At 39.5% G+C, this 14,350-nt stretch carries 13 protein-coding genes and 1 pseudogene; 2 read left to right on the top strand and 12 right to left on the bottom strand.

What is annotated here, in order from left to right:
* Both E7276_RS14360 and E7276_RS14365 read right to left on the bottom strand, forming a co-directional pair.
* Positions 1-395, bottom strand: a 395-nt coding sequence (locus E7276_RS14360; RefSeq protein WP_294219076.1) for a BRO family protein, incomplete at its 3' end; no start/stop codon positions are given.
* 78 nt (positions 396-473) lie between these two features.
* Complete coding sequence (locus tag E7276_RS14365) at positions 474-752, bottom strand: resolvase (protein WP_294219079.1); 279 nt, start codon at positions 750-752, stop codon at positions 474-476.
* 201 nt (positions 753-953) lie between these two features.
* Here E7276_RS14365 and E7276_RS14370 point away from each other — a divergent pair, with 201 nt between their 5' ends.
* On the top strand, positions 954-1,778 hold the full coding sequence (locus E7276_RS14370; RefSeq protein ID WP_294219083.1) for a helix-turn-helix domain-containing protein: 825 nt from the start codon (positions 954-956) through the stop codon (positions 1,776-1,778).
* Positions 1,779-1,915: 137 nt separating this feature from the next.
* On the opposite strand, the pseudogene E7276_RS14375 reads toward E7276_RS14370, so the two are convergent.
* The 4 genes and pseudogenes from E7276_RS14375 to E7276_RS14390 form a co-directional block, all read right to left on the bottom strand.
* Positions 1,916-2,773: pseudogene (locus tag E7276_RS14375) on the bottom strand (histidinol-phosphatase HisJ family protein).
* Positions 2,739-3,407 (bottom strand): sugar O-acetyltransferase, encoded by a 669-nt coding sequence (locus E7276_RS14380; RefSeq protein WP_294219107.1) that lies wholly within the window; start codon positions 3,405-3,407, stop codon positions 2,739-2,741. The pseudogene E7276_RS14375 and the gene E7276_RS14380 overlap by 35 nt, the downstream one beginning before the upstream one ends.
* Complete coding sequence (locus tag E7276_RS14385) at positions 3,400-4,011, bottom strand: sugar O-acetyltransferase (RefSeq protein ID WP_294219086.1); 612 nt, start codon at positions 4,009-4,011, stop codon at positions 3,400-3,402. The genes E7276_RS14380 and E7276_RS14385 overlap by 8 nt, the downstream gene beginning before the upstream one ends.
* Positions 4,008-5,363 carry an MATE family efflux transporter gene (locus E7276_RS14390; protein WP_294219088.1) on the bottom strand — a complete coding sequence of 452 codons (1,356 nt, stop codon included), beginning with the start codon at positions 5,361-5,363 and terminating at the stop codon, positions 4,008-4,010. The genes E7276_RS14385 and E7276_RS14390 overlap by 4 nt, the downstream gene beginning before the upstream one ends.
* A 98-nt stretch (positions 5,364-5,461) precedes the next feature.
* Here E7276_RS14390 and E7276_RS14395 point away from each other — a divergent pair, with 98 nt between their 5' ends.
* Positions 5,462-6,370: an AraC family transcriptional regulator gene (locus tag E7276_RS14395; protein ID WP_294219089.1), complete on the top strand. Its 909-nt coding sequence runs from the start codon at positions 5,462-5,464 to the stop codon at positions 6,368-6,370.
* Here E7276_RS14395 and rlmD read toward each other — a convergent pair.
* From rlmD to asnA, 6 genes are all read right to left on the bottom strand, one after another.
* Complete coding sequence (gene rlmD, locus E7276_RS14400; RefSeq protein WP_294219092.1) at positions 6,333-7,997, bottom strand: 23S rRNA (uracil(1939)-C(5))-methyltransferase RlmD; 1,665 nt, start codon at positions 7,995-7,997, stop codon at positions 6,333-6,335. The two genes, E7276_RS14395 and rlmD, sit on opposite strands and share 38 nt — an antisense overlap.
* A 7-nt stretch (positions 7,998-8,004) precedes the next feature.
* Complete coding sequence (locus E7276_RS14405; protein ID WP_294219095.1) at positions 8,005-10,335, bottom strand: ATP-dependent helicase; 2,331 nt, start codon at positions 10,333-10,335, stop codon at positions 8,005-8,007.
* Between the two features lie 84 nt (positions 10,336-10,419).
* Positions 10,420-11,067, bottom strand: coding sequence for a DUF1836 domain-containing protein (locus E7276_RS14410; RefSeq protein ID WP_294219098.1), 648 nt, complete (start codon positions 11,065-11,067; stop codon positions 10,420-10,422).
* Between the two features lie 108 nt (positions 11,068-11,175).
* The gene (locus E7276_RS14415) at positions 11,176-12,648 is read right to left on the bottom strand and encodes a family 43 glycosylhydrolase (RefSeq protein WP_294219100.1); all 1,473 of its coding nucleotides are present in this window, start codon (positions 12,646-12,648) and stop codon (positions 11,176-11,178) included.
* Between the two features lie 142 nt (positions 12,649-12,790).
* The gene (locus E7276_RS14420; RefSeq protein ID WP_294219103.1) at positions 12,791-13,078 is read right to left on the bottom strand and encodes a YerC/YecD family TrpR-related protein; all 288 of its coding nucleotides are present in this window, start codon (positions 13,076-13,078) and stop codon (positions 12,791-12,793) included.
* 246 nt (positions 13,079-13,324) lie between these two features.
* Positions 13,325-14,335, bottom strand: coding sequence for an aspartate--ammonia ligase (gene asnA / locus E7276_RS14425; protein WP_294219105.1), 1,011 nt, complete (start codon positions 14,333-14,335; stop codon positions 13,325-13,327).
* Positions 14,336-14,350: the final 15 nt, after the last annotated feature.

Raw genomic sequence — 14,350 nt, forward strand, 5'->3', positions numbered from 1 at the left:
CTTTCTATATATGCAATTCGTTCTTCAATAAGTTCCTGCTTTCTTGTTTGCACCGCAAAATAACTCTGCGCGAATGCAATCTGTTCCTTTCGAGGATCTCCATTCTCAGCAATGAGATAGCACGCATATCGAGTGAGCATATAATCACCTCTTTCACGATGAGCTCCACTTCCAATTTCAACCATATTACCAACGCTAGCAAAATGATCTGAAACTTCAATTCCATTGTTTGAACAGCTGATTTGAGCTTTTTCAACTATTTTTTCAAAGTTTTGCCATTTAGCATATTCCAACAATTCCATTATTTCACGAGCTCGCCAAAATTCTACACCATTTTCTACATGCCTAATATCATCAAACTTTTTCTTATAGATTTCTATAGTTTTCTTTTCCAAACCTTTATCCTCCTGTAGCTCTAACCATTTTACTGACGTCAGTAAAATGGTTAATATATGATTTATTCCACTGTTATTTTATTTTTCAATCTTTTTCTGCAATTCTTTATAATATGCCAGATAGCGATAGGCTGTTCTTCTGCTGACATCCCCCTCTGCCACAATCTCTGAAAGAGTCATGCCATTCTCATATTTAAAAATAAAATCATTGTATGCAGACATCCATGCTTCATCATGTTTTTTACGTCCACCGAAGTTACGATTGCGGAGAATCTCATTTTCGGATTTAAGCTCAGCAACCTCTTTTTCTAATTCTTTTATTCTCTTAAGGGCTTCATCAAGAGTTGTAATCTTCATCTTATGCCACCTCGCTTTCTGACACCATTATAATTCTGCACTATGTCACTGTCAACTTGCTTTTTGGCACATGCTCTTTTCTTATTTCATCCCTGAGCCTGGGTTGTGATAACATTGCCTATATCATCCATTGCAAACATACATTATGGTATGATTAAGATGTGGCAGTAATCTTGAAAGTGACTTGGGGAAAATAAAGCATTGAAGTGTAAATTGTCAATTCGGGAAAAACTAAAAGATTTAAGAATAGAAAAAGGCCTGTCTCTACAAGAATTGTCAGAGCAGACCGGAATATCCAGAGCATCGCTTGGAAATTATGAAACAGATGATTACAAAGAAATCTCTCACAAGTCCATCATCACACTTGCGGATTTTTATGGAGTAACATCAGACTATCTCCTGGGGCTTACAGAGAACAGAGAGCAACATCCATTCCCTGTAGATGAACTTGGGCTAGATGATGAAACTATAAATCTATTGAAAAGTGGAAAGCTTAATGTCCGCCTAATTTGTGAAATGATTAAGCATCCAGATTATATAAATTTTATTTCTGATATGGAAATTTATGTTGATAATCTTGCCGGAATGCAATTTAGAAACATTAACAAAATGATTGAACAAACAAGAGTCCGCCTTCAAAATAAAGGCATTTCTGATGAAGATCATTACATGAAAACCTTACAGGCAGCTTCTATTTCCGAAGACAATTACTTTAACAATCTCCTTGGAAATGACGTAGTAAAAATTGCAAAAGATATAAGAGATGCACATAGCAAAGATGCAGAAACTTGTGAAACGACTACTCTTGTTGATGATATTCTTGACTCGTTTGAAGAACTAAAAACTGCAGGCAATGCCACTCAGGCTCAAATGGTTATGTACAGCAAACTCTTCAAAATCAATTTTACAAAAATGGATCCCTACGAGTTTAAGACCTTTACAGACATCCTTCAAAGATACTCGGATCTCTGTAAACCAGCAAAAGGAAGTGGTCGTGGTAAGAAAAAAAATAACGCAAAGTCCTAGACTCCTTTTATGCAAAAGAGCGGCAAGTTTACACTTACCGCTCTTTCTTTTCTTCTTCGTATTCGGTTTATGCACTCAGACCGTTTGAGTACCCATGATTTTCACGTTCTCATGTTGAATTATCGTCTATCCGGTATTCATAAAAGATATATGCCAATTTCATTTTCCAAAATATCTTTAGCATCTTCAAAATGTGCTGCCATATATTCGGGAGTATGGGCATCAGAACCAAGAGTAATATATTTACCTCCCAAATCTTTGTACAGTCTGAGGATATCCCTGGATGGCTGTGTGTCTGACAAACCATAACGCCAAGAAGAAGTATTCAATTCTAATCCTTTCCCTTCTGCAATTATGATTTTAAGTATTTCCTTAATAATATCCTGAACCTTTTCAAATGGATATATACCGTTTTTATCATATCTTGTGATTAAGTCAAGATGCGCCAACACATCATAATTCTTAAATTGATTTATAACAGCAAGTATTTCTTCGTAATACCTCCTGTTATATTCCTCCTGAGTCTTTCCTCGTTGAAAATCCTGTGTCCATAGTTCCTGATTATCGACCTGATGAACAGAAAGTAGCACAAAATCAAGCTTGTCTCCGTACTTTGAATAAAGCTTATCATACTGAGGTATGGTGATCGTCTGTATTCCAAACTCCAACCCGGCGCGGATAATTATTTGATTCTTGTATTTTCTTTTTAATTCTTCAATTTCTTTAAAGTATCGGGGATAATCTACATTTGCAAGTGCCATTCGCTCAGGTTCTCCTGGGCCACCTTTTCGATATTCCACTCCCCTAGGATCATCCTAGTCTCGCTTGATCCCATAATCCACATGATCCGTAAAACAGATTTCACGAAGCCCTAATGATATGGCCCGCTCCACCTGTTTTTCCATAGGTGTTTCCGAATCATCACTGTAATACGTATGAACATGATAATCTGCAAACATTTTACTCCTCCGCCACTGGATATTTTTCGTTATCATTTTCTTCCTTCTCTATTCTTAGGATATCCAACCATGCTTCATCATCAATTTCTCGGCCTGCAAAGTGTTTATTACGGTCTGCCTCAGTAATTTTTCGTATTACACGGCACGGATTGCCGGCAGCCACAGTCCATGCAGGGATGTCCTTCGTAACGACAGAGCCAGCACCGATCACGGAATTATCACCTATGGTCACTCCCGGACATATCACGACATTGCCACCAATCCACACGTTATTGCCGATTGTGACATCTATTCCATATTCATACTGCGTATTTCTGGTGGCAGGATGGACCGGGTGACCTGCCGTATAGATTGCTACGTTCGGGGCAAGCTGCACATTATCACCGATCCTGATTCTGCCAACGTCAAGCATCGTGCAATTATAGTTTGCAAAAAAGTTCTTTCCCACTTCTATATGAGTGCCGTAATCACAATAGAACGGCGGATTGATAAAGGCTTCCCCGTCTGACTTTCCAAGAAGTTCATTTACAATTCTTTTTATGGAAGCAAAATCAGACCGGTCTACAGTATTCAGTTTCTGTGTAAGCCTTCTTGTGATCTTCTGTTCCTCAAACACTTCATCATCTGAAATATAAACCAGCTCCCTGTCTCTTCTTTCAACATTACTCATTTTCATCGAATCTATGTTCCTTAAAATAATATTCTTTATCATGACCATCAATCTTTCGGATTGGCTTACATGGATTGCCGGCAGCTATGGTATATGCCGGTATGTCTTTTGTCACCACCGATCCCGCACCGATCACTGCATATTCTCCTATCGTGATGCCCGGAAGTATAATCGCACCTGCCCCTATCCATGCGCCATCTCCGATCACAATAGGAAAGGAATACATACTTCCCTTGGCACGTTCCTCAGGATCAATCGGATGACCGGTTGTACAGAGCGTAACATTCGTTCCAAAAAGACAACCTTTTCCGATAGTAATCTTGTAATCATCAATGAATGTCATACCGGAATTAATATAGGTACCGTCTCCAATCGTAACCGTTGACCCTACTGCCAATGTCAAAGGTTGATTAATCCAAACATCCTTTCCCACGCTCCCGAACATTTTTTGAATCAGTCCGGCTCTTTTCTCTGTCTCGCTTGGCTTTGACATGTTAAAATCGTACATCAAATCCTTCACCTTAGCCTGATGTGCCAGATATTCATCTGTATCATTCCAAAGCTTCCCTTCAGATATTCTCTCTAATCTCTCTTGTTCTGTCATGCTGCTCCCTCCTTTGTTATGTTTCGTATCCATTTACCCTGTTTATATCGCAGATAATAGACAGGCAGTTTAACAAGTTCATCGGTGCTGATAAGAAGATAGACGACCATAGGTGGTAGATGAAGCACAAATGCAGCTATGAATCCCAGCGGCACACTGTAGCACCACATATCTATAGTGTCACAAATCAATCCAAATCTGGTATCTCCTCCTGCTGAGAGTATGCCATTATTGAACACACAGTTATATGCCTTGGTCAAAATATACACAGCATTTATAAATAGCATCTGACCAAGGTACGTCTTTGCAGTACCTGTAAGATTCGTCATGTTTGCTATGAATGGTTTTGCCAAAACAACAAGACTTCCTCCTACTATGGCAAGTATAAATGTAAGTTGCAAAATAACTACTGCTTCGCTTTTTGCACGCTTTAGTTCTCCGCTTCCCAAAAGTGTTCCAAGATATATTCCTGCACCACTTGCTATTCCGTTACATCCTACCAGAACGAAATTTCTCACGATGGTTGCAATAGAATTGGCTGCCACCATATCACTCCCGATATGCCCAAGGATCACCGAGTAAGTGGCAAATGCGGATCCCCAGCTAAGACCGTTTAATGTAATCGGAAGCGTATAATGCCAAAAATGTTGCTTCAGTTCTCTGTCCGTATGGATCAGGTTTTCAGAAGATACATTTATCCCGTCAGGTTTTCTCATATGTATGAAACACCATATTGATTCTATCATCCTGGCTAAAAGAGTTCCGAGAGCTGCTCCTGTAACTCCCATTTTCGGAATACCGAATAATCCAAAGATAAAAACCCAATTAAAAATGACATTTAAAATAAGTGCTGTCGTTCCTATCATGGTACTGATCCGAACCTGTTTCACGGCTTTCATTACTGTTTCTGCAACCTGTGCGAAACCCATAAACAGATAGGATATTCCAACAATCTTTAGATATGCTGCACCTTCTTCAATAAGCACTGTATCTAATGTAAAAGCTTTCATGACAAAGCCCGGAAAAAGCACTGCACCGAAGAAGAACATCGAAGAAAGGATAAAAGCAATTCTAATTGAATACCCCTGTATTCTTTCTATCATCAGAATGTCACCTTTGCCGAAATACTGAGCCACGATAAGACTTGTTCCTATCGTAAGTCCAAGCAGTATGAGGTTTAAGACAAAAGTGACCTGACCCGCAAGAGATACTGCGGACAGGCTGTCCTGTCCATTCATTCCAACCATGATAACATCAGCAGAACTGACTGCCGTGGAAAATACATTTTGTACAGCTATCGGAAGTGATAATGCTATTACATTTCGTACGACAGCTTTATTATTCTTTAACATAGCATTTCCCCTTCCGTTCATGATTATATAATGATATAATCAGTTACAAAGTATAACAAGCACTATTGTATCAATATTTTATAAGGATTGTATCAGATATGACAAAATTAGATGTGATGCCCGACGCATCAGAGATTGTACACTATGACAGACCGGATATTCCACTGTATATAAGAATGGGAACACTGTCCCATTACCCGGAATATAAAGCCTTATGTCATTGGCATGAAGATTTTGAAGTTATAAGAATATATGATGGTGAAATGGATTACTTCATCGGCGGAAAAAATATCCACATGGAGGCCGGAGACTGCCTTTTTGTCAACTCACGGCAGATGCACTACGGCTATAGTTCAAAGAAGAAAGAATGTCATTTTCTATGCGTACTGATTTCTCCCGCAATCTTGACAGGAAGCAGACAACTGTTTGATGAGAATATTGCTCCGCTTATGAAAAACGGCAATTTCCCATTTATCCATATTACTAAAGAAGATGCCGAAATAACCACATTTCAGCATCTTCTTGATAAAACTTACCACTTAAAGGAAAACAAATCAAACTACGAAATTCACGTTATGTCCGTCCTGCTGGAACTGGTTTTAAAGCTGACAGAGCGTGAACCTGCTACAGAAGATTTCAAGCCAGAGTCATCATTGCTAGTCACTCATCGAAAGATGGTAGCATATATATCTTCCCATTTTGACGATGAGATTTCATTAAATGATATCGCAGGCAGTGCCTCGGTCAGCCGGGCTACGTGCTGCCGCATATTTAAAAAATATGACCAGCTCTCTCCTATAGAATTTCTGACCATTTACCGCCTTAACGTAAGTGCTGACCTTCTAACCAGAACAGATGAGAGTATCTCTTTAATAGCAGGAAAATGTGGCTTTAACTCTGTCAGCTATTATTCCAAACTATTCCTTGAACATTACGGCTGTCAGCCACATAAATACAGAAATTTAGCTATTATATCATCTGAAAATGCCTCAAAGCATCTTCTATAGCCTTAACTTTTTCCTCCGGACATCCCGGCTGTCTGCTGTTTTCTGATTTTGGCTTATTGTAATTCTCTCTTTCTATAATTCCATGTTTCTGCTTTACCTGAGCAATGTTCAGATTTGTGACATGAAAACCATACTTTTCCTGTACCCAGTTCTGTATTTTCATATACGTAGCCTTTGTCTCAGCACTTGTAGCATCAAGCTCATCTAGATTAATTTCTATCTCGATATGATCATCAGGCTTTTGTTGGGACAGAAGAACAACAGTCTCCACATGATAAGTTCCAGGGAACATATCAACACATGCAAGACGTGTAACTTTATAGCCACGTGCAAGGAATACTTCCAAATCACGGGCAAGGCTGGTAGGCTTGCAAGAGATGTAGACTAGTGAATCTACACCATAATCGATAATTTTCTCCAAAGCCTTTGGATGGATACCATCACGAGGTGGATCCAGGATAATGTAGTCTGGCTTTTCTGAAATATCATCAAGGACTTTGAGTACGTCGCCGGCGATGAAATCGCAGTTATCAAGTCCGTTAAGCTTTGCATTATCTTTTGCAGCCTCTACTGCCTCAGCAATAATTTCTACACCTGTAACATGCTTGGCTGCAGGGGCAATAACCTGCGCAATTGTACCTGTGCCAGAATAAAGGTCATAAACTTCTGCTCCATCAGCACCTGCTGCAATGAAATCACGAGCTGTACTGTAAAGCACCTCTGCTCCTAATGAATTAGTCTGGAAGAAAGAGAATGGAGTGATAGTAAATGAAAGACCAAGAATCTCTTCCTTGAACCATGACTGTCCATAAAGAATCTCTGTACCCTCATCAGCAACTACATCTGCTTCTCGGTCATTTTTGGTATGAAGGATACCAGTTATTTTACCGTCCCATTCTGCGGCTAATAGTGTATCCTTCCATCCTGCTAAAAGTGCAATTTCGTATAAAGATGAAATCTGTGTACTAGTAACTAAATCCACAAGAATCTCGCCTGTCTTGGCTGCCTTTCTAACCAAGAGATGTCGTAGATATCCCTCATGTGTGTTCTTGCGATAATATGGCTGACCTGATTTTGCAAAGTACTCTAATGTAATGGTAAGGACCTGTCTCATATCAGCATCAATAATCTGGCAACCATCTACGGTAACTACATCATAGAAGCTACCCTTTTTGTGCATACCAAGAGTAAGCGGACCATCCTTTACCTCATCACCAAAAGAAAACTCCATTTTATTTCTATATGCAAACTGGTTAGGGCTGGCCTTGATACCCTCATAAGTATCATTCCAGACATCCTCACCGATGACTGGAGCCATCAAATCATGAATCATGCCCTCTTTGATACCAAGCTGCTTGTCATATGGAAGTGACTGATATGTACATCCACCGCACTTTCCAAAATGCACACATGATGGTGTGTCCATCTCAAGCTCAGATTTTGCATCTACGGATAATAAATTGCCCTGGGCTTTTTCCTTTGAAGACTTCTTAACTCGTACAGATACAGTCTGTCCTGGAAGTACGCCCTTTACCCTAAGACGGTCTCCCTCTGCCGTCTCTATAATTCCTTTGTTTGGGAAGGATACCTTTATTACCTTTCCCTGTACAATTTCACCACGTTTCATATAACACCTATAATTTCTTTAATTTTGCAAAAGATGCAAACATCTTTTTAACGCCAACTCCATCAAACTCAACAGTGACCTCATAGTCTCTGCCTTCATCAATGATGTCCTTGACTGTTCCTTCTTTAAATTTAATATGGCTGACTCTATCACCAATTCCGTAGTCCAGCTCACCTTTTTCTATTTTTGTTCCATTTTTGTTGGCAACTGCTGTCGTAGAGCTGCCCACTGTGAATGCATTAGCCGCATAACTATCTCTGTAAGATTTCTTTGACTCACCATAGCTAGAACCATAGCTAGTGGCGATAGTTGGTTTGCCAGCGCCTCGTTGATACACAGAGTACTCTCCGATAGGAGTGCTACTGTAGTCATCCATTGGCTTTGGCTCCCAGAGATTTCCCTCTACTAACTCCTCAGGAATCTCCTTTACAAATCTAGATATTTTGTGGAAAGCAGTCTCTCCGCGAATCATTCTCATTCGGGCAGAAGTCATAGTCAAATGCTCCCTAGCACGTGTAATACCTACATATGCAAGTCGTCGCTCCTCCTCTAATTCAGAGTCTGCTCCGCCGCCATCAAAGATAGCCCCCTGGCCTGGGAATAAACCATCCTCCATACCAGCCATATAAACACGAGGAAACTCAAGTCCTTTGGCTCCATGAAGAGTCATGAGAACCACATAGTTGTCGCTCTCCTCGTAACTATCAATATCAGCAACTAAGGCTACATCCTCCAAGAATCCTGAAAGTGTAGGCTCCATTCCATCATCTCTAGCATCCTTTTCGTAAGCTACAGCCTTAGTCAATAACTCGTCAATATTTTCGATACGAGCCTTGGCCTCGTCAGTGCCTTCGGCTTTTAACTCAGCAACATAATCTGTCTGATCTAGAATCTCTTCAACTAAGGCTGAAACTGATTCTTCTGCTGCAATTTTGCGAAGCTTTTCTATTAGTTTGGTAAATCCTTGGATTTTGCCTGCGGCCTTTCCAATTGAAGGAATTTCCTCACAATGAACAAGGGCCTCATAGAAATTCAGTCCTCGTTCTCTAGCAAAATCTGATACCTTTGCGATAGTTGTTGCTCCAATACCACGCTTTGGAATATTAATGATACGCTGAACAGCAATGTCATCGCTTCCATTATCAACCGTCTTTAAATAAGCCAAAACATCCTTTATTTCTTTACGGCTGTAGAAATTAACGCCGCCAACAATTTTATAAGGAATGCCCTCATAAATCATTTTTTCTTCGATTAGACGTGACTGAGCATTAGTTCTATAAAGAACAGCGCAGTCTCTATAATCAGCCTCGCCCTTTCTAACAAATGAAGCGATATTGCTAGCTATATAGCTAGCCTCCTCGTAAGCACTGTCAAACTGCTGGAAATGGATTTTGTCACCATCCTCAGCCTCAGTCCATAATGATTTAGCTTTTCGTCCTTCATTATTAGCTATTACAGCATTAGCTGCATCCAAAATATTTCCTGTAGAACGGTAATTCTGCTCAAGCTTAATAACACGAGCACCTGGAAAATGCTGCTCAAAGTTAAGGATGTTGTAAATATCAGCTCCACGGAATTTGTAAATAGACTGGTCATCATCACCAACCACACAGACATTCTGCTGTGCACCTGTAAGCAAGCGAACCAACTCAAACTGTGCCGCATTAGTATCCTGATACTCGTCAACCATTATGTATTTGAATTTGTCATTATAATAGGCTCTAACATCACCATCGAGCTTTAAAAGCTCAACAGTTTTCATAATCAAATCATCAAAATCAAAGGCATTATTTTGGCGAAGTCTGGCCTGATACTCTCGATAAACTGTAGCCTGACGAGTCATATTGAAATCGCCCATTGCACGATTTGTAAACTCCTCAGGACCGATTAATTTGTTCTTCGCATCTGAAATGATGTTAAGAAATGTGCGTTCCTTAAACTGCTTTGTATCTATCTGAAGGTATTTACAAACATCCTTCATTAGAGTCTTGCAATCGTCTGTATCATATATTGTGAAATTGCTAGAATAACCCTGGCCCAGATTTTCACAAAAGCGACGGAGAATACGTACACAAGAAGCGTGGAATGTAGCAACCCACACTCCATCAGAGCCAAAACCTACTATATTATCAATACGCTCACGCATCTCTCTAGCTGCTTTGTTAGTAAAGGTGATAGCCATGATGTTGTATGGCATAACTCCCTGTTCTATTAAATAAGCAACGCGATGTGTCAAAACTCGAGTCTTTCCCGAACCGGCACCAGCTAAAATAAGCACTGGTCCCTCTGTAGTCTCAACGCCCTCACGCTGCCTGTCATTCAACATACTTAAATCCATAACAATTAATATCCTTACTATTCGAACTTTCGAAAATTTGTTCTATTATTTTAACATAGAATTATATATCTATCTACACAATAGTTATTTTTCTTTTGAACTATTTTCGTCTGATTTTTTGCTTTCTTCCTCTGCCTGCTTTTCCTCTTCCTGACGTCTGCCGGAAATATACTGTTCAATCATCATTTTCTTTACAAATACATCAAAAGATAACAAGCACAAGAAGGTGAAATCCTGAAGTGTATCCTTGCTTTCCTCATCCTTGTCCTCAAAAACCTGACGACTGAAATTATATTTTTTGATAATATCCTTGGTAACTTCCTTAGCAACTGAGTGCTCGTAGCCTACCATATTAGAATAGATTTCGAAGAAATTTGTATCCTCACTATCTCCATAGTATTTCTCATTAATTGGATCCAAGATACTCTTAATATCCTTAAGCCCCAGGAAATTCTTGAAATAATATATGAAAATCAAATTGAGCATATGGTCTCTGGAGTATTTCTTTTTTTCTGGTGGGGGCAAAATCTGATTTTTGGTATAGTTATTAATCATGGTTTTGGTCATGGCTTTGTCCTCGTTAACCTCGCGAACTGTGCCAAGCTTCTGATTCAAAAATGTCAAAACCTGATCCATGTATAAATCAATGTTGGGAATATCATCTGGATGTACATAATCAATTTCTGCCAGCTGATGTAAAATATTATTAAGTCGTTTTCTTGAATTATCCATAAATGTTTTCTCCACTAAAAAATGTATGATGTAGTTTCACAAACCACATCATACATTTTATCATAAGCGTCATGTATTTTAAATTCTTCTTGTTGTAATCTAAAAATGTTATCTTGTAAATCCTATTGCAGCAAAATCAACGCATCCATCTTCTACTTTTACGAAAATACTATGAATACCTTGTAATGGTTCAAATAAGGCATCGTACATTTTCCAATCCTTGCTATCAACTTTTAAAGACACAAGCTCATTAGCACTGCCTACGTCAAATCCATCTGATAGAATCTTTATTAATCCTTTGCCTCTCAGCTCTAGCTTGACAGTACCTTCACCTGCGAATTCAAAGTATTTGAATCCTGCAACAGCCTCTGCCCTCATATTGTAAATAAAAGGTTTTAATCCCTTTTCACCACTGTCACATTTTTCTTCTGTTATAAATGGCATTTCCTCAGGAATCATCAGCCCATTTTCCTCATATGGCGAATGGCTAATTACATGTCCACCACAACCGACAGCCTGAGAATAATAGCTTTTGTCATTGATATTAGGTCCTGTCAGATGGCAAGCAATGTGTGTACTATACATTTCAGCAGCAACCAGCGGACTACCATTCAAGCCAAAGCTGGTGATTTCCACCTGAGGAATAGTACCATCTGGTAAAATGTGGACTTCATCAGCACAGCCCTGTCTAGAATACTCAGTTCCATGGGTCTGTCTATGCCAAAATATATATGTAGCATCTCCGATCTGTTCTAGCCCGCCATGGTTGTTGCCCCAATAATTTGTAGGCTCCTTATTTCCTTCAAATCCTAAATCAGCATTGGAAACCAGAATTCCCTTGTATTCAAAAGGTCCCTCAGGACTCTTGCCCATGGCATAGCATAGCTCATGTCCTTCAATGCTTGAATAAACGAAATAATACCAATCACCAATATGCCTGATGCTTGAGGCCTCAAATGCAGGATGGTCTGCAAAGGATGTTCCCTCTGATGTCTCTAGACCATTTGCAATTACAACAGGCTCACTAATTACCGTATGCATATCATCATCCAGCTTTACCATAACAAGTCCTGGCAAAATATCATTTTCCATGCCAGGAAATCTCACCTTTGGACAAAAGCCATAATATAAGTAGTTTCCTGATTCCTCTACAAGAATTGCTGGATCGAATTTAAGTCCTACCTCAGGTACTGTTCCATCTGGTCTTTTTACATGTGCATAAAACTCAAATGGGCCTGCCGGAGAATCACTAACTGCAACTGAGATAATATTGAATCCATTTACACAATAATATAAGTAGTATCTTCCATCAGGACCCTGACACGCATCCGGTGCAAATAATGGATGGTTCCCCTTTGGATTAAGCGGATCCTGATTTTTCCTAAAAATCACACCCTCATATTTCCATTCAGCCAAATCATTTACTGGTGCGCTCCAGCAAACATAGTCTTCCAAACAGTAGTCTTCGCCCCCGCGTCTATCGTGACTACCATATACATATACTCTATCCCCAAAAACGTGTGGCTCACCATCTGGAACCGTCTCCCAGAATGGCAAATATGGATTAAATGCCTGTTTCATAATTATCCTCCTCCAATAAAAGCTTTCCTTAATTATCCCATCAATAATTTCCCATCATCATTAAATATTTGCCCTATTTCCCGCAAAAAATTGTCAAAAAAACCAGACCCCAAAGGGTCTGGCTAGTACATTTAGGATTCAATTATTTGCTGATTCTTTTAAGTACCATGTCGTATCCGTCGTTACCATAATTAAGGGCACGATTAACACGGCTGATAGTAGCAGAACTTGCACCAGTCTCATCTGCAATATCCTGATATGTACGCTCTTCGCGAAGCATTTTAGCAACCTCAAAACGCTGTTTCATAGCAACCATCTCATTAACTGTACATAAGTCTTCAAAAAATTCGTAAGCTTCCTCGACAGTTTCAAGGCTAAGAATGGCTCTTAAAAGCTCATCCATCTCTTCTGTTTCAAGTTTCTTATTCATTATTACAACTACTCCTATATATCCCCCACTTTTTAGACTATCAGATTACTACAGTAATACTGTAACACACTAAAGTCTTAAAGTAAAGGTTCACAACAAAAAAATATTGTTACTTTACAGTAACAATATTTTGGGACATAATTATCGGCTCCCTTATTTGAGAGCCGAAAAGTATTTTACGATAAAATTTTACAATTGTAAAGGATTTTGTTTGCGTACGAAAGACACTTTTATCAAAAATGTCTTTTAAAGGATAACAACTCCTTTTTCGCCCGCATACTTAACATCCTCTTCTGGCCAGAAAGAACACTGTACTTCTCCAATATGGCACTTACGCAAGAAGAACATGCAGATACGACTCTGACCGATACCACCACCGATTGTATATGGAAGCTTTTTCTCAAGAATTGCTTTCTGGAATGGTAAGCTTGCTCTGTCCTGGCAACCAGCCTTTTCAAGCTGCGACTTCAAGCTATCCTCATCAACTCTGATGCCCATTGATGAAAGCTCAAGCGAAATATCATTTACAGGGTAGTAAACAATAATATCACCATTCAACTGCCAATCATCATAGTCAGGAGCTCTACCGTCATGCTTCTTTCCTGAAGCCAGTAAATCACCAATTTTCATAAGGAAAATAGCACCGTATTCTTTTGCAGCCTCATATTCACGCTGACTTGCTGTAAGGTCAGGCCATCTATCCTCAAGCTCCTGAGTAGTAATGAAATGAATCTCTTCTGGGAGAATACATTCTACATAATCATAAGAGTTAGCAATATATTTTTCAGTCACACGAAGAGCCGCATAAACACTCTTAACGTATTTCTTAAGAGTCTCTTCTGTACGGTCCTTTTTGTCGATTATGCATTCCCAATCCCACTGGTCAACATAGATTGAATGAATGTTATCTGTATCCTCATCACGACGAATAGCATTCATATCTGTGTAAAGGCCTTCGCCAACATTGAACTTATATCTGCCGAGAGCCATTCTCTTCCATTTAGCAAGTGAATGTACTACTTCAACCTCTTTGTCGCCCTGCTCCTTTACACCGAAAGCAACGGGACGCTCAACACCATTCAAGTTATCATTAAGACCGGATTCAGGCTCAACAAAAAGTGGCGCTGTAACACGATGTAAGTTAAGTTCTGCAGTAAGCTGTGCCTGGAAAAAATCCTTCACCTTCTTAATAGCTATCTGTGTCTCTTTGAGGTCAAGCGCTGACGCATAACCCTCTGGGATGTAAATCTTGCTCATATTCTCCTCCAAGTC

The organism is Pseudobutyrivibrio sp. (assembly GCF_015057185.1).
GTDB lineage: Bacteria > Bacillota > Clostridia > Lachnospirales > Lachnospiraceae > Pseudobutyrivibrio.